The organism is Paenibacillus sp. Y301 (assembly GCF_059445505.1).
This window is the reverse complement of the sequence record NZ_JCAIUL010000008.1, coordinates 220041-242696: the sequence shown is the minus strand read 5'-3', so window position 1 is coordinate 242696 and position 22656 is coordinate 220041. Positions and strand designations below refer to the sequence as shown.

Sequence of the window (22656 nt, the reverse complement as noted above, 5' to 3'; positions counted from 1 at the left end):
TCCTATTCGTGAGTATAAAGAGAGCTTTAGTCAGCGTGTCGGATAAACAGGGAATCGTAGATTTTTGCCGCGAGCTGTCTGCATTGGGTGTGGAGATCATATCAACGGGGGGCACAAGCAGTCTACTTGCTAAAGAAGGCGTGCCAGTCATTGGAATTTCAGAAGTGACAGGGTTCCCAGAAATTATGGATGGTCGTGTCAAAACATTACATCCAGCCGTACACAGTGGGTTATTAGCGGTACGTGACAATGTGGAACACCAACAACAAATGAAAGAATTGGATCTTGGCTATATCGATCTAGTGGTCGTAAATCTATATCCTTTTCAAGAAACCATTACCAAACCAGACGTATCATATGAAGAAGCTATTGAGAATATCGACATCGGTGGACCAACCATGCTCCGTTCAGGTGCTAAGAACCACGCCTTTGTCAGTGTGGTAGTAGATTCTAGCGATTATAGTACAGTGCTTGAAGAAATCCGTAAGGATGGAGACACAACACTGGAAACACGCAAACGGCTCGCAGCAAAAGTGTTCCGCCATACAGCGGCTTACGATGCCCTTATCTCTGATTATTTATCGAATGTAACAGGTGACCCATTGCCAGAACGATTGACAGTGACCTATGAGAAAATACAAGACTTACGTTATGGTGAGAATCCGCACCAAAAAGCGGCGTTTTATCGTAAACCATTAGCACCTGAAGGTACGCTGACGACAGCAGAGCAGATTCATGGTAAAGAGTTATCCTATAATAATATCAATGATGCTAATGCAGCCCTTCAGATTGTAAAAGAATATGATCAACCTACGGTCGTTGCTGTTAAGCACATGAATCCTTGTGGTGTTGGAACCGGAAGCAATGTATGTGAAGCTTATCAAAAAGCTTACAACGCTGATCCAACCTCGATCTTTGGTGGAATTGTGGCTGCGAATCGCACGATTGATGCTGATACAGCAGAACTACTTAAAGAGATTTTCTTAGAAATTATTCTAGCACCAGACTTCACAGAAGAAGCCCTTGAGATTCTAACAAAGAAGAAAAACATTCGTCTATTGAAGATGGGTGAATTCGGTTCGTCGAAAGAACGTAATAGTCAGTTCTTGTTCACCTCTATCGATGGTGGAATGGTCGTTCAAGAGAGTGACGTCCATTCCGTGGATGCGTCAGACTTGAAGGTGGTTACAGATCGTCAACCAACAGAGGATGAGTTGAAGCAGTTGTTGTTTGGATGGAAAGTAGTTAAGCATGTGAAGTCTAATGCGATTGTACTTGCCGCAGATAATATGACAGTGGGTGTAGGTGCAGGTCAGATGAATCGTGTGGGTTCCGCGAAGATTGCCATTGAACAGGCAGGAGATAAGGCAAAAGGTTCGGTACTCGCATCTGATGCGTTCTTCCCTATGGGAGATACAGTCGAATTGGCGGCTAAAGCAGGTATTACTGCCATTATTCAACCTGGTGGATCGATCAAAGACGAAGAGTCCATTAAAGTAGCCAATGAATATGGGATTGCAATGGTATTTACGGGCGCGCGTCATTTTAAACACTAGATCATCGTTTTACAAATAGTGTTAATGGTCTAGAGTCGTATAAGAATGGAGTCTTGAAAAAGGGTACGAAGAGGGAGAGGCAAACATGGACATATTGGTCGTAGGTGGTGGAGGTCGTGAACACGCCATCGTATGGGCGTTAGCCAAGAGCCCTCAAGCTGGACGTATATACTGCGCTCCAGGTAATGCTGGAATTGGCACGATTGCAGAATGTGTACCGATTGCTGTTCATGATTTCGATCAATTAACAAATTTCGCTATCGAGAAGAAGATTGAATTTGTTGTCATTGGACCAGACGATCCTTTAGTGGACGGGATCGTAGATGCTTTTGAAGCTAAGCATATTCCGGTATTTGGACCACGCAAGAATGCAGCAGCTATCGAAGGTAGCAAGACTTTTATGAAAGATTTGCTACACAAATACAATATTCCGACAGCAGCCTATGAGAAGTTCGGTCATTACGAGGATGCAAAGGCATATCTACAGAATCAGCAAATTCCAATCGTTATAAAGGCGGATGGTCTCGCAGCAGGTAAAGGTGTTACGGTTGCTTTTTCAATTGAACAAGCGCAATCGGCATTACGTGAGATCATGGTGGACAAAGTATTTGGTGACGCAGGAAGCCATGTCGTGATTGAGGAATTCCTTGCGGGTCAAGAAATGTCGATTCTAGCATTCGTAGATGGTGAGACGGTTCGACCTATGGTCGCAGCTCAAGATCATAAGCAGGTATTCGACAACGATCAAGGACCTAACACAGGAGGAATGGGAACCTATTCTCCCCTTCCTCATATCGATTCAGAGATCATTGAAGAAGCCATTGAGAAGATTATCAAACCTACGGCTAAAGCGATGGTTGCGGAAGGACGTTCTTTTCGTGGAGTACTGTTCGCAGGTCTGATGATTTCACCCGATGGAACGCCGAAGACGATTGAATTCAATGCACGTTTTGGGGATCCAGAGACACAAGTTGTACTGCCTAGGTTAAAAAGTGACTTACTCGCCATCATGTGGGCAGCCGTGAACGGAACACTGGCTGACATTGAGATCGAGTGGAGCGATGAGGCAGCGGTATGTGTCGTGTTGGCTTCAGGAGGTTATCCTGCCGCCTATCCAAAGGGTATCGTGATCAATGGATTAGATGAGGTGCAAGATGCGCTCGTATTCCATGCAGGTACAGTAAAGAATGAGACTGATGAGTGGATCACAAACGGTGGACGAATTCTTGGCGTCGTAGGCTTAGGATCAGACATCGCTGAGGCACGTGCAAAAGCATACCGTGAAGCAGCACATATTAACTTTGAAGGTAAACATCTTCGTACAGACATAGCGGCGAAGGCACTTATTTAATTCATGAGAATCGTAAAGATGTTAGACATATGAGAAATAGATAGAATATGATGTCATGCAATACCGGGGGAACACGAGCGGAATTAATAAAAACCTCCATACATTGCGTAGGATACCCACTACGATAACGGATTGTCCTTACGATCGCTGTTGCCTGCTGATTTATTGATTATATAACGCTTGAAGCGGTTTAAATCAGCAGGCAAAGGCGAACGCTAAAGCTTCTTCAGGACAATTCCGTCCTCTTCGCTATACGCATAGTATTCTTCATTTTCTGCAAGTATGGATTTTAGGTTCAAGGCATCCTTTACACAATCTATTTGTGTAAAAGATGTCTCTTTTTTGTTTGAGCATTTTGCATTAATCTAAGCCCTTGGTGCACAAAGGATTTTTGAGCATAAAAAAGGACTTCACCCCAACTTGGAGAAGTTTTCAAGTGACCAAACGAGAAAACCCAAGGGAGTGAAGTCACTATGTATATTCTCCAAGAAAGTCTATTTTCCTTTGAGGAACTGCAAAAAATCGATTCTAAAGAACGACTACCTATCTTTTTCAGTGCACTCGACCTTCGTCCTTACGCGAAAAAATTGAGAAATCCTTCACCCCGAGGAGCGGATGGCCACTGCCGCGAAGGAATTCTCCGCGCGTTGCTCGCTGCCCCTTTGGAGAACATCGACACGTTCACCGATTTGCAACGCAGACTCGTATTTGACCTTCGTTTCCGTTACCAGTGTGGGTTACGACTGGATCGATCCGCGCCTATGAGAAAAAAGAACCGAAACGTAAAAGCGAACTTACAGGCAATGCCAACTGGGGAGTGAAGCTCGACACCTTTGGCAATAAAGTCAAGTGGTTTGGCTACAAACTGCATCTGGCCGTCGATACCAAGAGTGACCTTCCGATTGCCCTAAAAGTTACACCCGCACATGTGAACGATGGGGACGAGGGCCCCCCACTCATGAAGCAAACTGTCAACCGATTCAAGACCCGATTTTTCATGTTAGACGCGGGTTATGACCAACTGAAAAACTACGAGGCTGCTCGAAATGTGAAGGCCCAAGCGATTATTCCAATGAATCCACGGGAATGAAAAGGAACCACCTGCAGGCATGACAACCAAAGGAACACCTTGCTGTTCGATGGGGTTTACGATGACGTATTGGGGTCAGGAGAACGAACGTTTGAAATTCCGTTGTCCGCACGCCACTGGAAAAGTCGAGTGCCCTTTGGGTATGGTAGCTTGCTCGACTTCCAATTATGGGATGGTGGTCAAGGTCGACACTCAGCAAGATCTTCGTCGCTATGCGATGCCGCACCGAGAAAGCAGGGGCTGGAAGGAACTCTACAACAAGCGAACCAGTGTAGAACGCTGTAATTCTCGTATGAAGACTTATTTAACCGCAGACCAATTGCATGTTTGGGGCATTCAAAAAGTCACGACTCACCAATATTTGAATGCGAGCGATTGTGCTTCTTGCTACTGCGCTGGCTGTATCGAGACAACGAGTCACAAACGCCGCTTAAATTTTCAACCTTCCGAAAATTCTGCCCGTCTGTCCATTTACGCCTGCACTCTCTCAAAAACTCAATTAGTATGAGGTCTAACCTTGTCTCTCTCTTGAAAAATGAATTATGCAAAATGCTCATATAAATAATTTAGGCGTTGTATGCCTTGATTCCAAGCATCGATCTCTTATGCTAAGTCTATCGATAGCTATTTAAGATATGATGTTGCATCTTCCTAAGGTCTCCTTGCATGGCACATGCAAGGCACAATACAAATAAAGGCGATTCTCCATTCGATTCTGAATGAAAAATCGCCTTTAATTCATTTTATGATTTAATTGTGTTAAAAAAGCCTTCCTGGCAATAGGAAGGCCTTCTTTATATACCATGGAGCAAATAGCGAAATTGAAAAACTATTGATCCCCGAATCTGCATATTTAGCGGAGAGGATGGAATTGTTCTGTAGAAGCGGAAGCGTTCGCCTTTGCCCTCGGATTTCATCCGCTATAGCGGTATAATCAAGAAATCTGAGGGCAACAGCGATCGTAAGGACAATCCATCATCGTAGCGCACGTTATATGCATATTCTTTATAATGTTTTTTCAATCATACCTATTTCGAAATATCTACAAACCCTTCCCCAAACACGTCACGTACATCATGGATCGTTACAAAAGCATCGATATCGATAGCTTTAACGATTTTCTTGAGCGCAGATACTTCTTGTTTGCTGATTACAATGTAAAGGACTTCTTTAGGGCTCTTTGTATAATATCCGTGGCCTGATAGTACGGTAACGCCTCGTTCCATGACATTATTTACTTGCTCAGCAATTCTGTCTTGTTCTTTCGAAATGATCATAACAGCCTTTTTAGGGTTTAGACCTTCAATGATGAAGTCCATGACCTTGGTACCGACATAGAGCATAACAATCGAATACATGAGACTCTCGGCTCCAATAATAAAGTAAGAGCAGAAAACAACAATGAGGTCGAAGAACAGTAACGAGTAACTTATGTTCCAGTCCAGATATTTGTTGGTCATTCTTGCTAGAATAGCAGTCCCAGCAGTAGTACCCCCCACACGTATAATCATTCCGATTCCTACACCTGTAAAGACACCGCCGAACAAAGCATTCAGAATAAGTTCATCTGAAGGAATACTCCAGTTCACAGTTAAATGAAGGAAGAGGGAATTAAATAGTACAGCAATAATCGTGTAAATGGTTGTTGTTTTGTCCAGAAATTTATAACCGGCAATAAGTAAGAATGAATTAATAATTAAGTTGACTAGACCTGGGGACCATTGGAAAAGGTAATAAAAAATAATAGTTAAACCTGTAACGCCACCTTCGCCAAATTCGTTTGGAATAACAAATAGATTGACCGCTAGTGCGAAGAAAAAGGTACCTAAGATAATAAAAAGAATATCAATCACTTTCTTTTTCATTGAAAAGCCCGCCTTTGTGTGTTGGATCAAAAATAACTAGAAGAAATTAGTGCAAAAAATAGTCCGCAAAGTATAAATCGTAACTCCCATTTATGCATATGTCAATGAAAAATGTATAAACGCAAAACAGGAATCCCATGGTATGGCAAAAGGTCAACATCCTATCGTCGAGTAAAAAGGATTATCATGAAATGTATTGGCTTGCAATATAACCTTTTTTCATTTATCCTTAGTTTAATAATCTTAATATTAAAATAATATTTCGCTGTTGAGTTAGTATTCATTAAAATGACTTGGGGGGATACCTTTTGAAGCATATATTTAAACAAGGAAGTGACACTTCCGCACCTATTCTTGTACTCTTTCATGGTACTGGAGGTAATGAACAAGATTTGTTACCTATTGGAGATATGATATCACCGACATCATCTATTCTTAGCATTCGTGGTAATGTCCTCGAGAATGGAATGCCACGCTTCTTTCGACGGTTAGCCGAAGGTGTCTTCGATGAAGTTGATTTGGTCAATCGTACTCAAGAAGTGTACCAATTCTTAGATGATGCCGCAGCCAAATACGGAATAGATCGTCGTAACATGGTAGCCGTAGGATATTCGAATGGTGCTAATATTGCTGGAAGTCTACTGTTCCATTATGCAGATGCTTTTAAAGGGGCTATACTGCATCACCCCATGGTTCCACTACGCAATAAGGTGTTACCTGATTTGTCGGGTATACCTGTCTTTATTGGAGCAGGACGGAATGATCAGATGTGCCCTGCACAAGAATCTGAGGATCTTCAAGCCTTGTTGATAGGTGCTGGAGCTGTAACCGACATTCATTGGGAGAATAATGGTCACCAATTGAGCCGGACAGAGGTCGATGCAGCTGGAGTATGGTTCGAGAAGAACTTTAGTTAATTAGGTTAATTATATTTACCCGGAGTGAAATAGGCCTTTCATCTATAGTAGATGAAGGGCTTTTAATAATATATAAACTAATCATGTATAAGTCGTATAACATGTATTACATCCTATGACACGGTTGAAAAACAAGCGTGAAAAGAGTACGTTATTAAGTAGAATAAAATTAAACAATGTCAGTTGTATACATAGATATTGGAATGAGGAGCAGGATGACAGGTATGAACGAAGAAACCAATACAGATCACACGGAAGAATCTCTTAAGAAATCAGCTATAGTAGATTCAACTAAGGCAAAGACATTCTCTAACCCACAGAAGCAGGTCCCAGTCATGATGGAAGAGATCGTACGAGCACATCATGTATTAAAGGAAGTTATTGTACGGACACCTTTACAATGGGACGCGGTACTTTCCGCTAAATATAACTGTAACGTTTATCTGAAGCGTGAGGATCTACAAGTGGTACGGTCGTTTAAGATCCGTGGCGCATATAATATGATTCGCAATCTTACTGAGGAAGAATTGGCTAAGGGGATCGTCTGTGCGAGTGCAGGTAATCATGCTCAAGGTGTGGCTTTTTCCTGTAAAACACTAGGGATTCAAGGTAAAATTTATATGCCTAGTACGACACCTAACCAAAAAGTGAAGCAGGTTAGACGGTTCGGCGGTGAGAATGTTAAGGTTGTATTGATTGGTGATACGTATGATGATGCTTATGCTGAAGCGATGAAGACCTGTGATGAGCAAGGTATGACATTTATTCACCCATTTGATGAACCACGCATTATTGCAGGTAATGGAACGATTGCAATGGAAGTGATGGAAAGTCTAGATACTGCTGCTGACTATATCTTTGTGACGATCGGTGGAGGTGGACTAGCAGCGGGAGTAGGTACATATATCAAGACAGTTAGTCCTCAGACGAAAATGATTGGAGTTGAGCCATTAGGAGCAGCTTCAATGAGTGAAGCGTTATCACGTAAGGAAGTAGTGACACTGAACGAGATTGATAAATTCATTGATGGCGCTGCTGTGAAGCGGGTAGGAGATATGACCTACCATATCTGTTCACGTACGCTTGATGATGTCGTGAAGGTACCTGAAGGCAAAGCATGCACGACGATCTTAGAACTATATAATGAGAATGCTATCGTTGTAGAACCAGCGGGAGCACTACCCGTGTCAGCATTGGATTTATATCGGGAACAGATTGAAGGTAAGACGGTAGTCTGTATCATTAGTGGAGGGAATAATGACATAGCTCGGATGCAGGAGATCAAGGAACGGTCTCTTATTTATGAAGGACTCAAACATTATTTCATGATTAATTTTCCACAACGTGCGGGAGCATTACGTGAATTCCTCGAGGATGTACTAGGTCCAGATGATGATATTACAAACTTTGAATATACGAAAAAGCATAATAAAGAAAATGGACCAGCTCTCGTAGGTATTGAATTAGATGAAAAAGATGACTATGCCGCATTAATTGAACGAATGAATCGCAAAGGATTCGACTATACAGAGCTTAATAAAGACTTGAATTTATTCAATCTACTTTTTTAAATTTCTAAATAGAATAGAAAACCAGCAAAAAGGTGTGAATGCAAAAAATTGTATCACGCCTTTTTGTGCTACTGTCCATATTGTTATCTCCAGGGTAGTCTCTACCAAGTGAATAATTCATCTAGACTTACTTGATGTGAAGCGTATTTGTGGGTCCAGTCATTCGTAGATGAGTCATAGTGGTAGTCGTGCTTCCAGATTTCAATATTTGTTAGAATAGAACGAACTGCTTCCGAAATGGTATGAACTTCTTGATGTGTCATTGTAGGGTGAATAGATAAACGAACCCATCCCGGTTTGTTGGTTAGATCACCTTGATCTAGCTGATCTGAAATTGCCTTTGAAGTACTCTCATTAATCTGTAACAAGTAATGTCCATATGGACCGGCGCAGGAACAACCACCACGTGCCTGAATTCCAAAGCGATCATTAAGTAATTTAACGAACAAGTTATAATGTATGCGATGTGCAATAAAAGAGATGATGCCAAGGCGTTCCTTCACTTGATTCTCCAATACAAATACCCCTGGGGTCTGAGTTAACTCGTTCATTAGAATAGAGGTAAATTCCCCCTCACGTTGGATTATTTGTGTAGTTCCCATACGTTCTTTTAATTGAAGACAGAGTGCCGTCCTAAGGGTCTGTAGAATGGGAGGGGTCCCACCATCTTCGCGAGCTTCCTTATCTGTATAATACTGACGTCCACCCCATGCGTTCGTCCAAGATACCGCTCCACCTCCCGGATGATCCGGAATGAGATTGTTGTAGAGCCGTGAGTTGAAGATCAGCACACCACTACTTCCAGGGCCACCCAGAAACTTATGTGGTGAGAAGTAGATACCATCGAGTTGTTCCCAGGGAGAAGATGGGTGCATGTCTATATCGACGTAGGGCGCACTTGCCGAGAAATCAACGAAACAGATTCCACCGTGCTCATGCATTTTTCGGGCTAGTGTATGATAGGGTGTCTGAATCCCCGTTACATTGGAACATGCAGTAAAAGAACCTATTTTACATGTGCGATGGCGATATTTGATTAAAGCTTGTTCTAATATCTCAGGATCCACTTGTCCGTGATTATCTGGTTCAAGACATACGACATCTCCGATCGTCTCCGACCACGATAACTGATTCGAATGGTGCTCCATATGACTCATAAAAATAACCGGACGATTCTCTTCAGAGATGGAATAATGGCTGTTAAGCCACTCAGGTATTCTAAGTCCTAGAATACGTTGTAACTTGTTAACTGCTGAGGTCATCCCTGCACCCGTATTAATAAGAATATCCTGTTCGTTGGCATGGACATGCCGTTTAATGATGTTTCGTGCTTCCTTGTAGGCTCTAGTCATGGTAGTGCCTGTGATAGTCGATTCTGTATGCGTATTAGCCATGTAGGGGCCAAAGAACTCCGCTATATGGTTTTCAATAGGGCGATACAGACGTCCGCTAGCTGTCCAATCCGCATAAATGACTTGCTTCCTACCGTAAGGAGATTCGAAATAGAAGTCTGAACCAATGGTATGGTTACGGAATGTTTCAAAATAGGGTGTCAATGAACGTGAACTGATATCCTCGGTTAGGTCATTGCGATGTACATTAGGCACGAACGATTCCTCCAACATAACCTGACATGATTTTGATTTCAGTATATGTCTGAATGTCGCGGTGGGTTAAAGCCTAGTTAAAATAAATTTGTAACACTGATGAAATGCTTAAATATTTAAATAAACAATTGCATATCTGACTCAAGAGCATCTCTCAAATAAGCTTGAGCATCAATGATTTCAACTTCCGGTAGGAACTCCTCGGGCTTGAAGCCCATAATCTCCACGGACAATTTACAAGCATAGAACTTAATGTTCTTCTTTCTGGCACCTTTCAGGAAATGAATAAGCTGTGGTGCGCCTTGATCCTCCATCATTTCTTCTAGCATCCATTTTCCCAGACCGCTGAAATTCATTTTGGATAAGGGGAGTGACTCAGGACCTTTAGGCGTGATGACGGACATCAGTTTTTCATAAATGGTCTTATCCTCAAGTGTCATTTTATCCGGATCTCGGATTAGAAATAGTCCCCAAAAAGCAAAAAATAACGTTACATCGACATCAATATCTCTTGCTGTGTTCGCAAGGATTAAGCCAGCCATCGCTTTATCGTAATCTCCACTGAACATAAGTAAATTCATTTTTTTATTCACACTAATGCCTCCTCTAATTGGAAATGTAAGTAGTATGAGACAAGGTGTTCCAAGATATGCGAAAAAACGTATTGAAATTTGAAGATGAAGTAAGATACACTATGATTGTTAAATGTTCACGTTAACATTATGGGTTGTTAATGGTTCATAATTGATTATGATTACCCAAATTCATGTAAAAGAGATGGTGAATGTCATGAAAAAGTTTATGGGAGAAGATTTTCTACTGACCACGGATACAGCGGTCCATTTGTATGAAAATTACGCTAAAGGAATGCCTATTATCGACTATCATTGCCATTTAAATCCGCAGGAGATTTACGAGAACAAAAAGTTTAAGAACATTACGGAAGCTTGGTTGTATGGGGATCATTATAAATGGAGAGCCATGCGAGCGAATGGGGTTCCAGAACAATATATAACAGGTAATGCAAGTGATTACGATAAATTTATCGCATGGGCGATCACGGTACCGATGCTAATCGGGAATCCTCTGTATAACTGGACACATTTAGAGTTACAACGGTTCTTCGGAATACATGACCTCCTAAATGAACAAAGCGCCCCGGCAATCTGGGAAAAGGTAAATGCTCAATTAACTGCTGATGGTTTCGGTGCAAGAGATTTGATTGTGAAGTCGAATGTAACGGTCGTATGTACAACAGATGATCCAGCAGATACGTTAGAGTATCACCAGCAAATCAAGCAGTTGAGTGATTTTAATGTAAGCGTTTTACCTAGTTTTAGACCAGATAAGGGACTTGAGATTAGACAAGACGGATTCCTGAACTGGGTAGACAGATTATCTGACACATATGGTTCAACCATAGATCAGTATGAAGTATTATTACAGGCATTAGAATCTCGGGTTAGATTCTTCCATTCTGTCGGTGGACGGGTGTCTGACCATGCGTTAGATACGGTCATGCATGAGGAGACAACGAGAGAAGAAGCGGGTGCTATTTTTGACAGAGTTCTGAAGGGTGAGTCACTAACGCTAGAAGATGAGAAGAAATATAAGACATATACGCTTACGTTTCTTGGAAAGTTGTATGCAGAGTTAGGTTGGGTCATGCAATTGCATATGAACGCATTGCGGAACAATAATACTCGTATGCTGAATGAATTAGGACCAGACACAGGGTATGATTCTATGAATGACAACGATATTGCGAAGCCACTTGTAAAGTTTCTTGATGGCTTAGACCAAGAGAATGCTTTACCCAAAACAATTCTCTATTCATTGAACCCAAAAGATAATTACGCCATTGCTGGGATCATCGGAAGCTTCCAAGGTGGCGGTATCGCTGGGAAAATACAATTCGGTACGGCCTGGTGGTTCAACGACAACAAGGAAGGTATGCTTGACCAAATGAAAGTACTCTCTAATCTCGGATTGTTAAGTCGATTCGTGGGTATGTTAACCGATTCTCGTAGTTTTCTATCCTATACAAGACATGAGTACTTCAGAAGACTGGTATGTCGCTTAATTGGAGAATGGGTAGAAGATGGCGAATATCCGGCTGATATGGAGTTATTAGGTTCTATTGTCGAGGGCATTTCCTATAGAAATGCGAAGGAATACTTTTCATTTTTATGATAATGTTAATTCATGCTTCACTAAGGGATACTCGTGATTTCAGTTAGGATGGGTTAACCTTATGTAGCTTACAGATTGTTACACAAGGAAGGAATTTATATGTCCGTCACGATAAAAGATATAGCCAAACTGGCAAATGTTTCACATACGACCGTATCACGCGCACTTAACGATAGTCCCCATATTAAAACGGAGACGAAAAGGAAGATCGTTGATCTTGCGGAACAGCTCAATTATATTCCTGATTACAATGCCAGAAGTTTGGTTATGCAGAAATCGTACACCGTAGGTGTATTTTTCACGAGTATAACAACGGGGACCTCATCCAGCTTCTTCTCAGACGTGATCCGAGGCGTGAATAGTGTCATTAGTGAGAATTACAACTTATTCGTAAGAGGTATCGATAACTATAAAGATTATAATTCGATCAATAAAAAACGGTTTGACGGAATTATTCTGATGAGTCAAAGCGATGTGGATAATGCTTTTATCTATCATGTATTACAGAGCGGAATTCCTTTTGTAGTGTTGAATCGTCAAGTACAAGACACCTCGATGATCAATATCGTACCTAATGATAAAGCTGGAGCATACGAAGCGGTTTCTTATCTCATAGGTCAAGGCCATAAGCAGATTGCTATGATTGAAGGGATCGAAGGATTCAAGTCAACTCAGGAGCGTAAAGATGGGTATCTGAAGGCACTCATTGAACACCGAATCCCCCTTGTTCAAGAGTATATATTGCAAGGTAGTTATGATATGGAAAGTGGATATCAAGCGATGGAGAAGTTATTAGGCTTGGAATCCCGTCCTACTGCCGTATTCTGCAGTAATGATGATATGGCCATTGGTGCGATGAGAGCTGCTTTTGATCGTGGGATACATATTCCCCGAGAATTATCTCTCGTCGGGTTTGATGACATTGGATTCGCACACTATACGACACCTGCGTTAACAACGGTTAAGAGACCCATTGAACAGATTAGTATGATGGGTGCGAAGAAGATATTGGAGCTTATTGATGAACCGAAGCAACCCGGTGAAGTTGTATTTGTGGATACAGAACTGAAGATTCGTGATTCCGTACGAAGCATGGCGTGATATATGTAGAATAGCTTGTCATGTATAGAGTACAGTTTTTAAGATACCGTGTACCTTAGAAACTGTGCTCTGAATATCATATAATGTGAAACAAATCACACAAGATAGATGTTTATAGATAAATGTTAACGTGTGCATAAATGATGACTAATTATAATGGAGGTAATATCATGGCAATGTTAAATCGAAGCACGTGGACACCGTCTTCTAATTATCCAGAGAAAATTGTGCAGTTTGGGGAAGGGAATTTTCTTAGAGCCTTTGTGGATTGGATGATTGATGTGATGAACCAAGAGGCTGGATTCAACGGGAGTGTCGTTGTCGTTCAACCCTTAGAGCAAGGATTGATTGACAAACTGAATGAACAAGGTGGACTTTATACGCTCTATTTACAAGGTATGAAAGAAGGAGAACCTGTAAAGGAGCATGCTGTGATTAGTAGTATCAGCAGAGGAATTAATCCTTACACCGACCATCAAGCATATATGGCGCTAGCCGCAAGCTCGGATATTCGATTTGTAGTCTCGAATACGACAGAAGCTGGGATCGCTTATGAACCTAACGATAAGTTGGAAGATCAACCTCAGAGTAGCTTCCCGGGTAAATTGACGGCTTTCTTGTATCGACGTTACCAAGAGTTCCAAGGCGACAAGGACAAAGGGTTAATTATTATTCCATGTGAACTGATTGACCGTAATGGGGATAAATTGAAGAAGGTTGTCCTTCAATATGCAACACTTTGGAATTTAGAGCAAGAATTCGTTATATGGATCGAAGAAGCGAATACTTTCTGCTCCAGTCTCGTAGATCGGATTGTACCGGGATATCCGAAGGATTCGATTCGTGAGATTACAGAAGAGCTGGGATATGAAGATGGTCTTGTTGTTGTGGGAGAGCAATTTCATCTATGGGTAATCGAGGGTCCACAATGGATCAAGAAAGAATTCCCGGCGGAAGCTGCTGGATTAAATGTCCTTGTTGTGGATGATATGGCGCCTTATCGGACGCGTAAGGTCAGAATTCTGAATGGTGCGCACACAGGTATGATGCCTGTATCTTATTTATACGGACTTGATACTGTAGGTGAGGCTATCAATCATGAGGTCGTTGGGAGGTATGTCAAGGATCTGATGGAACAAGAGATCATTCCGACTCTTGATTTGCCACAGGAAGAGCTGGCATCTTTTGCTGAAGATGTGATTGAACGGTTCCGGAATCCATTTGTGCAGCACTATCTCATGAGTATTTCTCTTAATTCGATCTCTAAATTCCAGACTAGAAATCTACCTTCTCTCCTGGAATATGTGAACAGAACAGGGAAGATTCCAGCCAAGTTAGCATTCTCTTTGGCTGCTCTCATCATGTTCTATCAAGGGAAGAGGGGGGAAGAAATTTTTCAGGTGTCCGATGATGCCCCTATCCTAGATTTCTATCAGACACTTTGGAACGATTGGGATGGTTCATCTATCGGTCTCGATCAGGTTGTGATGTCAGCACTTGGTAATAAGACACATTGGGAGTTGGACTTGAATTCAATTGATGGGTTAAGTGCATCCGTGATCGACTATACCAAGTGTATTCACCAATTGGGCATGCAAGAAGCATTACATCTTATGATGGAGTATGAAGGTGAGCGTGTATGAAAGAGACGCTGAGAATCAATCTAAATGACAACGTAGCTGTAGCTCTAAGAGAACTTCATGAAGGCGACAAGGTTGAGGTACATGATCAGACGATAGTACTGAAAGAGACCGTTAGTCGAGGGCATAAATTCGCAATTACAACCATTGGTACGGATCAACATGTCATGAAATATGGTTGTCCGATCGGGCATGCAATGCAAGAGATTGGTATAGGGAACTGGGTTCATACGCATAACACGAAGACGAACCTGAAAGGGATCGAAGAGTATAGCTATTTGCCGCGTAGGAGTGAGAATCCATTTGAACAGAAGAACCTCACTTTTAAAGGATATAGACGTAAAGACGGTAAGGTTGGGATTCGAAATGAATTATGGATTGTGCCTACAGTAGGTTGTGTAAATGGGGTAGCGGAGGGGATTCTAAAAAAATTTATAAAAGAAGTAGGAGACATCACTCCCTTCGAGAACACGCTCGTTCTTAAACATAACTACGGTTGTTCTCAACTTGGTGATGATCACCTGAATACCACCACTATTCTTCAGAATGCCGTTCGACATCCGAATGCTGGAGGTGTATTGGTTCTTGGTCTAGGGTGTGAGAATAATGAAATGCAATCTTTCAAGGAGTACTTGGGTGATTACGATGAAGAGCGTGTGAAGTTTCTAGTATCCCAAGATGTATCGGATGAAATGGAGGAAGGTGTGAAGTTACTTCTTGAAATCTATAAGGCCGCAGGGGGAGAGCACCGTGAAGATGTTCCGTTATCTGAACTTAAAATTGGCTTGAAATGTGGAGGCTCGGATGGTTTCTCAGGTATAACGGCCAATCCGTTATTAGGTCGATTCTCTGATTTCCTAGTCGCACAAGGTGGAACGACCGTCCTAACCGAAGTACCTGAAATGTTTGGTGCAGAGACATTGTTGATGGAGCGAGCCGCTAATGAGGAAGTGTTTCATAAGATCGTCGCACTTATCAATGATTTCAAACAATACTTTATGACTTATAATCAACCTGTCTATGAGAATCCTTCCCCAGGAAATAAGGCGGGTGGCATTACGACATTAGAGGATAAATCTTTAGGATGTACGCAAAAAGCGGGAACTTCAGTCGTTATGGATGTCCTAAAGTATGGTGAGCGGTTAGAAACCAAAGGGTTGAATCTTCTAAGTGCTCCAGGTAACGACCTCGTTGCCGCTTCCGCATTAGCCTCAAGTGGATGTCAATTAGTGTTGTTCACCACCGGACGTGGAACACCATTTGGTACATTCGTTCCAACCCTCAAAGTATCTACCAATTCAGCGATATATAAGTTGAAGGGGCATTGGATCGATTACAATGCAGGGACACTTGTGGAGGATGACTCACCTGACGAGGTGTTAGAACAGTTCGTGAACTACATCATTTCGATTGCGAGCGGCGAACAGGTCAACAATGAGAAGAACGACTTCCGTGAGATCGCTATTTTTAAGTCGGGTGTGACGTTGTAAGATCATTAAGAGATAGGGAAAAAGGGTGTCCTAAGAGCTGTTCATGGGCTTTTGGGGCACCCTGTTCTTTATGGAGACTATTATTTTGTAATGAAGGTTATTCATTAAACAAGCTAGTCTATGTAATTTCCTGATACTCGATGCATGTGTAGCGTGGTATATTTAGGGGCAGACATGTTGATTACGGTGATAGGAAGAAGGAATAGCTTTGTCTCGTCTTGTATATTTAGCACTTATCGCGCTTAGTCTTATTTGGGGTGGATCATTCTTTTTCATCAAAATGCTTCTTCATGATTTTGGACCTTGGACCATTGCTTTCTTAAGATCAGGTGCCGGCCTAGTGGTTATTGTATGTATTATGCTTGGGTTAAAGAAACCATTTAGGTTACGGTCGATTTCATGGGTCCCGATGACCATTATGGCGTTGATTAACACAGCCATTCCATGGGCTCTGATTGCATTCAGTGAGACACGCTTACCAAGTAGCATGGCATCCGTATTAAACGCAATGACGCCAGTATGGACCATTATTGTGGGGGTGTTGTTCTTCCGATCTGTATCGAGTCGAAGGCAGTGGCTCGGAATAGGTATCGCAACGATAGGTCTAATGGTTCTACTGGATATCAATCCGGAGACATTGATCTCGGTAGATCTCATTGGATTCGGGTGTATGATTGCAGCCACATTCTGCTATGCGATTGGATCTCAACTATCCAAGAGTCTTCTTACCTTAGGATACTCGATGTATCAGATGACCCTAGGAACCTTGTTGTGCACGATGATTGGAAGTGGAATCATGGCATTCTCAATGGAAGAGGTCTCTATACCTCAGCTTACTTCGTTATCTAATATCCTGATGATTATTGGATTAGGTGTATTCGGATCAGGTATTGCGTATATCTTGTTCTATTTCATGGTTGAAAAAGGAAGCCCTGAATTTGCAACGATGGTAACCTATCTTGTTCCCTGTACCGCTATTCTCTGGGGATATACTTTGTTAGATGAGCATATTAGATGGACACTGTTGGTGGGGTTAGTAGTTATTCTTACTGGAGTATTCATAGCTAGTCGCAAAAATAAGCCGAAGCAAGAGAAGATATTATCAGCAGATTAGTAAACCACGAATCTATATTGAATACGGGAAAAAACCTTCACTAAACACAACTGGCATCCATGTCAGCGGTGTATAGAGAAGGTTTTTTTATTATATATTTGAATGGCTAGGATCGGATATTTTTTTAGAAATGCCTCCCAATGATAGGTTCATAGTATATTTCATAGTATATATTAACCCAATTAGGAGGTATTGAAGTCACAAAATACCAAATATCATGATTTTTAGTTGTGAAAACTTAGGTGGGAAGGGTTATTTTCGATTAAATATGAATTTCCATCCCAGTAGCCCAACAATGGAAATGGCTAGACTAACCCATGGCTGAATTGTAAAAACAGGTAACATGTTACGTAATGTGTAACCAATCATCATAATGACAGCCACTACAATGATATAAATTAGGATCGTTCTCACATTAAGACTAGGCTTAGTTGCACGCTTCCTATTTGTATGAGGATCGAATTGCTCTTCGGGTTCTCCATTACGATTAAGTAACTTTGTAACAGCCTCAATCAGTAGAATGGATCCTAAAGCGATAATAATGAGTGATAAAAGACTGATACGATTAAAGGTATCCATGGAACCACCAACAAGTTGTGCTACGAAACCTACAAGGGCCTCCATAAAAAAGAACAAACTTAAAGCGATCCAAGGAATCATCACATAGTATTGAATACCCTCTACAGTCTTCCTTTTAGGTAAACTGCTAACCTTATTGCGACTATATTGTTCGGCATCCGGCCCGAATAACTGTTGTGCAGTAATCCCCTTCTCTTGTGCATCCAGAAGCTGATGTGCTAATTCTATTAATAATTTCTCACCTTGATCCTGATCCACATTACATGTGCGGAAATAAACGACAACGTCCTCGAAGTAGTCCTTATTCTCAGGTGTCATCTGCTCTCTTAAGCGATTGTTTTCTTTGATCATAGCTTTTATTGTCATGTTTGTTAGCGCCCCTATCTAGTTCAAGTATATGAACTGAAAAGATGGTTGGCAAGGAGAACTCGTTGCCAGGAATGGTAAGACTGCGTTTGTGTCAATATTGTGCAGGTGTATAAAAGCATCCGTTGATCCACAAAATATATAAAGAAGTTAAATCAAGCATGAAAACAAAGGAGGAGCTTATATGAGTGCTTATAAAGGTCACAATCTAAACTTTAAATCTGCTCAACTATCGGATGACCAAACCAACATCACATCGACAAATGAAGAGTTTGCATTAGAAATGGGAATAAAAGATGGGTTGGAGGCTCCTTCTGAACAAGGAACGAATGCGATGGACGATAACTGGGACGGGAAAAAAGAGACCTATAACATGTTCCTTCGTAGCTATGAATAACAAGAATTGAAAAGTGTAAATATCCATTGACATTCCCTTTTTAGCGATGATACAATAAATCCGTTAATTCTTATTAAACTTATCGGATTTATTTGTATATAGAAAAGTCGCTTTACAAGTAGGGGGAATGAGCATGGAACGTCACATATTAATCCGCCATAAAGAAGAGGAAATTACAGCTAATATTCACTATTCGGCTCCCAAAACAAATAAAGAGGGACGTAGTAAAGAACGAGTTCCTCTCGTTATTATTTGTCACGGGTTTGTAGGCAGTCGAATCGGAGTAGATCGGCTCTTCGTGAAGACTGCAAGAGAACTGTCAGAAGACGGATATATGGTTGTTAGATTTGATTATATCGGATGTGGCGAAAGCACGGGCGAATATGGCAAAGAAGGATTAGAATCCATGATTGACCAGACACGTGCCGTACTTGATTATACATTAGCATGTGCTGATGTGGATCCTACGCGAGTAACCCTAATTGGACATAGCCTAGGTGGCGCGGTGGCCATTCTAACGGCAGGACGTGACCGGCGAGTTAAGAATCTAGTTCTGTGGGCAGCTGTTGGGTATCCATTTAATGATATTGTGAAGATCACAGGTCGGGAAATATATGACACAGCCGTGAAGACGGGCTTCTCGGATTATTTAGGGTATGAGTTAACCCCAGCTTTCTTCGAGTCATTAGCACCGTTTCAACCTTTTCAACAAGCAGGTAAATTTAATGGAAACGTCTTGGTAATTCATGGAACATCGGACGATTCTATTCCGGTTGATTATGCCTTTCTATACCAGAAAGTATTCTGGATGCGTTCTGAGGGACGGTGTGATAAAGAGATTATTTTTCAAGCAGATCATACTTTCTCTACAGGATCTCATCGTAAGCAACTCCTTCATCGGACAAAAGAATGGCTGAATGAACAAGAAAGTTTCCAACAAGACTGGCAGAACTGGATGATTTGATAATATGGGTGATCCGACAGTATTGGTAAAATACCTTCATAAACGGTAGAATATAAAGTAGGAATGTATACTGTAGGTGGAGGTTGATTATCAATGACAATACCTTCTTTATTTGTAGCTCATGGCTCGCCATTGCTAGCTCTGGAGGATCATGAATATGCCCAGTTTCTGCAGGGGTTAAGTCAACATTTCAGAACTCCGAAGGCCATTGTGGTATTTTCAGCACACTGGGATACGCCATGTCAGTCGATGACGATGGATATATCTCATAATACAATGCATGATTTCTATGGATTTCCAGAGGAGATGTATGAACTCACATATCCTGCTCAAGGTGATCCTGAATTAAACAAGCGAATAGATGAATTATTTAAAAAAAACAATTTGAAATATACTCCCATTCAAGGTCGTGGACTCGACCATGGAGTCTGGGTTATTCTCCAGAAGTTATATCCCGAAGCTAATATTCCTGTTATTGAGTTATCTGTCGATTCAAAACGGTCACCCCAGGAACAATATAATATCGGTGCAATGCTTGCGGAACTTCGTAAAGAGGATGTACTTATTATTGGTAGTGGTGGAATTGTTCATAACTTACGAACGATAAGTGAGGGAGCACAGACGGATGAATGGGCAGTTGAGTTCGATCATTGGATAGCTGAGGAACTCGAAGAATGGGATTTGAAATCGTTATTCGCTTATCGGCACAAAGCACCATATGCAGAACAAGCTGTCCCACCCTATGGAATAGAACACTTTATTCCATTGTTCTACGCGATGGGAGCGGCGGATGATGAACGCAAAGCTAAACGACTATTTCAAGAATATCAATATGGCAACCTTAGTCTGAACTGTTGGATGTTCGGTTCATAGTACATGCGTACTAATAGAATGATGCAGTAAACAAAAAAGATACCCACAACTTGATCACGATTAGTGTTCAAATTGTGGGTATTTTTAATGAGGGATACTGACAGTTATATTTATCATATAACATTTTAGCGTAGAGCTTCTTTGGGTCTGAATTGAGTGACTTTGTTGGTGTCTTGTTTATGAAATAGACTGCGAAGATAAGGGAGCACCCAACGATCTAATCCGATACGACCTCCGTTAGCAGCAGCGACGACGATGAAGCATTCCATCAATAACATTTGAACGTTCGTACTTACTGTACCCGAGAGCAGGAAGGCGGCATTCATAACCAGTGCCATAAGTGCAGCGAATGTGGTGAATACACCTAAGATAAGTCCTAGTCCAACTAAAGTCTCTCCTAATGGAATTAAGACGTTGAAGAATTTAACACCAGGTAATGCTGCATGTTCTAAGAATGCTGCCCACCAACCTTGAACGCTAGGATTCTCACCTGTACTCTTTGCTATTGCCCCTTGGAGGAATCCTCCGGCATCGAAGCCACCAGTTAATTTATGTAGGCCACCTTTTACCCATGTATACCCTAGATAGAGACGAACGAAGGTAAGGATCCATGCTGCAACTTTGTTAGTTCTTAGCCAATTGTTAAACATAATATAGTCACTCCTCAGTTTTGGATGTAGTTTCTTTTGAAAGATGATCATCTTCTATGTCTTTATTATATGTGAAAAAAATCACAAAAGGTGTGATTTAAATCACAAATTTAAAATATATATTAAGATAATTAAATCTGAAGCAAATAATGGGTTAATTTGTACGGATGAAGAAAGACAAATGACGAACTTTGTGATTAAATGGAAGAATCATATACAAGGAGGATCATACATCCATGCATCAATCAAAGTTGACATACTTACTTACTATGCTATTAATAGTACTTACTCTTTCATCATGCGCTAATTCTAAGCCAGAGGCTGAAGCACCTCCTGTAGCAGAACCCGCCATTGTAGAAGAGACGCCTCCGGCCGAACCTATTACACCTAAGTTAGAATATATTGCTCCACTTACGGGGTTATCTATAAAAGAACCTTCGAATGTCCGTCCGTTAACTGTAATGGTTAATAATGCTCCGGCAGCTAGGCCCCAGTCAGGGCTAAGTCAAGCGGATATGGTCTATGAAGTATTAGCAGAGGGTGGCATTACGAGGCTAGTCGCTATTTATCAAAGTCACAATGATGAGGTCACGATTGGTCCCATACGAAGTATTAGACCTTATCTCATTGAATTGGGGGAACTCTATAACGGCCTATTAGTACATGCCGGTGGCAGCCCAGATGCGTATTCGATCATTCAGAAACAGAAGAAGGAAGATCTCGACGAGATTGGTAAAGCAGGTGCCTTTTTCTGGAGAGATAAAAGTCGGAAAGCTCCACATAATTTATATTCTAATATAACCAAGCTACGTGCAGGTGCAGATAAACTTAATTATGAAAAAGAAGTAAAAATACCGACCTACCCATTTCGTTCTGAGAATGAAATTATATCAGGTGAGCATGCTACAAAAGTAGACATTACTTTTTTGCTCAAAAATTATGTCGTTTCTTATGAATATGATGACACGAATAAGCTTTACAAACGTTCCATTGATGGTAAACCACACTTAGATCTTACAAATGATAAGCAATTAGAAACAGCTAATGTGATTGTGATGAGCGCGGATCACGAAGTGCTTGATGATGTTGGACGTATCTCGGTCGATATTAACTCAGGTGGAGATGCACTAATCTTTCAAAAGGGTACCCTTATAAAAGGGAATTGGGTTCATGAAAAAGGTGATGTCATTCGATTTATGAAGGACGGCAAAGAGATTCCATTGGTCTCAGGTACCACGTACATAAATATCGTGCCTAATGACCCTAGTCTTGAGAACCATGTAACGATATCTAATGCAACACAGAATTAGGATTAAGAGGCAAATATTGAGT

At 41.3% G+C, this 22656-nt stretch carries 18 protein-coding genes and 1 pseudogene; 14 read left to right on the top strand and 5 right to left on the bottom strand.

Annotation, left to right across the window (positions count from 1 at the left end; genetic code table 11):
- Positions 1-8 precede the first annotated feature (8 nt).
- The 3 genes and pseudogenes from purH to AC1D69_RS15820 all read left to right on the top strand — a co-directional run bounded on the left by purH (position 9) and on the right by AC1D69_RS15820 (position 4431).
- A complete protein-coding gene (gene purH / locus AC1D69_RS15830) occupies positions 9-1556 on the top strand; it encodes a bifunctional phosphoribosylaminoimidazolecarboxamide formyltransferase/IMP cyclohydrolase (RefSeq protein WP_495457103.1) in 1548 nt (515 codons plus the stop codon).
- Between the two features lie 85 nt (positions 1557-1641).
- Positions 1642-2907 (top strand): phosphoribosylamine--glycine ligase, encoded by a 1266-nt coding sequence (gene purD / locus AC1D69_RS15825; protein ID WP_495457102.1) that lies wholly within the window; start codon positions 1642-1644, stop codon positions 2905-2907.
- Between the two features lie 473 nt (positions 2908-3380).
- A pseudogene (locus AC1D69_RS15820) lies at positions 3381-4431 on the top strand (transposase).
- Between the two features lie 594 nt (positions 4432-5025).
- Here AC1D69_RS15820 and AC1D69_RS15815 read toward each other — a convergent pair.
- A complete protein-coding gene (locus AC1D69_RS15815; RefSeq protein ID WP_495457101.1) occupies positions 5026-5862 on the bottom strand; it encodes a YitT family protein in 837 nt (278 codons plus the stop codon).
- Positions 5863-6170: 308 nt separating this feature from the next.
- On the opposite strand from AC1D69_RS15815, the gene AC1D69_RS15810 reads away from it, so the two are divergent.
- Positions 6171-6779, top strand: a complete 609-nt coding sequence (locus AC1D69_RS15810; RefSeq protein WP_495457100.1) for an alpha/beta hydrolase — start codon at positions 6171-6173, stop codon at positions 6777-6779.
- Positions 6780-7114: 335 nt separating this feature from the next.
- Entirely contained in the window at positions 7115-8350 is a 1236-nt protein-coding gene (ilvA, locus tag AC1D69_RS15805; protein ID WP_495457133.1) for a threonine ammonia-lyase IlvA, read from the top strand.
- Positions 8351-8451: 101 nt separating this feature from the next.
- On the opposite strand, the gene AC1D69_RS15800 is transcribed toward ilvA, so the two are convergent.
- Together AC1D69_RS15800 and AC1D69_RS15795 are read right to left on the bottom strand one after the other, a co-directional pair.
- Entirely contained in the window at positions 8452-9957 is a 1506-nt protein-coding gene (locus tag AC1D69_RS15800) for an aminotransferase class V-fold PLP-dependent enzyme (protein WP_495457099.1), read from the bottom strand.
- 116 nt (positions 9958-10073) lie between these two features.
- Positions 10074-10550 (bottom strand): DsrE/DsrF/DrsH-like family protein, encoded by a 477-nt coding sequence (locus tag AC1D69_RS15795; RefSeq protein WP_495457098.1) that lies wholly within the window; start codon positions 10548-10550, stop codon positions 10074-10076.
- Positions 10551-10746: 196 nt separating this feature from the next.
- On the opposite strand from AC1D69_RS15795, the gene uxaC reads away from it, so the two are divergent.
- From uxaC to AC1D69_RS15770, 5 genes are all read left to right on the top strand, one after another.
- Positions 10747-12150, top strand: coding sequence for a glucuronate isomerase (gene uxaC / locus AC1D69_RS15790; RefSeq protein WP_495457132.1), 1404 nt, complete (start codon positions 10747-10749; stop codon positions 12148-12150).
- 99 nt (positions 12151-12249) lie between these two features.
- Complete coding sequence (locus tag AC1D69_RS15785; protein ID WP_495457097.1) at positions 12250-13251, top strand: LacI family DNA-binding transcriptional regulator; 1002 nt, start codon at positions 12250-12252, stop codon at positions 13249-13251.
- A gap of 170 nt (positions 13252-13421) precedes the next feature.
- Complete coding sequence (locus AC1D69_RS15780) at positions 13422-14894, top strand: tagaturonate reductase (protein WP_495457096.1); 1473 nt, start codon at positions 13422-13424, stop codon at positions 14892-14894.
- On the top strand, positions 14891-16381 hold the full coding sequence (locus AC1D69_RS15775) for a UxaA family hydrolase (RefSeq protein WP_495457095.1): 1491 nt from the start codon (positions 14891-14893) through the stop codon (positions 16379-16381). The genes AC1D69_RS15780 and AC1D69_RS15775 overlap by 4 nt, the downstream gene beginning before the upstream one ends.
- Positions 16382-16589: 208 nt before the next feature.
- Complete coding sequence (locus AC1D69_RS15770) at positions 16590-17495, top strand: DMT family transporter (protein WP_495457094.1); 906 nt, start codon at positions 16590-16592, stop codon at positions 17493-17495.
- 252 nt (positions 17496-17747) lie between these two features.
- Here the strand turns inward: AC1D69_RS15770 and AC1D69_RS15765 are convergent, their stop codons facing one another.
- Positions 17748-18440: a DUF1129 family protein gene (locus tag AC1D69_RS15765; RefSeq protein WP_495457093.1), complete on the bottom strand. Its 693-nt coding sequence runs from the start codon at positions 18438-18440 to the stop codon at positions 17748-17750.
- Positions 18441-18624: 184 nt separating this feature from the next.
- Here AC1D69_RS15765 and AC1D69_RS15760 point away from each other — a divergent pair, with 184 nt between their 5' ends.
- The 3 genes from AC1D69_RS15760 to AC1D69_RS15750 all read left to right on the top strand — a co-directional run bounded on the left by AC1D69_RS15760 (position 18625) and on the right by AC1D69_RS15750 (position 20674).
- Positions 18625-18837: a hypothetical protein gene (locus AC1D69_RS15760; RefSeq protein ID WP_495457092.1), complete on the top strand. Its 213-nt coding sequence runs from the start codon at positions 18625-18627 to the stop codon at positions 18835-18837.
- Positions 18838-18970: 133 nt separating this feature from the next.
- Positions 18971-19801, top strand: coding sequence for an alpha/beta hydrolase (locus AC1D69_RS15755; protein ID WP_495457091.1), 831 nt, complete (start codon positions 18971-18973; stop codon positions 19799-19801).
- A 93-nt stretch (positions 19802-19894) separates the two neighbouring features.
- A complete protein-coding gene (locus tag AC1D69_RS15750; RefSeq protein WP_495457090.1) occupies positions 19895-20674 on the top strand; it encodes a DODA-type extradiol aromatic ring-opening family dioxygenase in 780 nt (259 codons plus the stop codon).
- Positions 20675-20799: 125 nt separating this feature from the next.
- Here the strand turns inward: AC1D69_RS15750 and AC1D69_RS15745 are convergent, their stop codons facing one another.
- The gene (locus AC1D69_RS15745) at positions 20800-21324 is read right to left on the bottom strand and encodes a DoxX family protein (protein WP_495457089.1); all 525 of its coding nucleotides are present in this window, start codon (positions 21322-21324) and stop codon (positions 20800-20802) included.
- Positions 21325-21560: 236 nt separating this feature from the next.
- Here AC1D69_RS15745 and AC1D69_RS15740 point away from each other — a divergent pair, with 236 nt between their 5' ends.
- A complete protein-coding gene (locus AC1D69_RS15740) occupies positions 21561-22634 on the top strand; it encodes a DUF3048 domain-containing protein (protein ID WP_495457088.1) in 1074 nt (357 codons plus the stop codon).
- Positions 22635-22656: the final 22 nt, after the last annotated feature.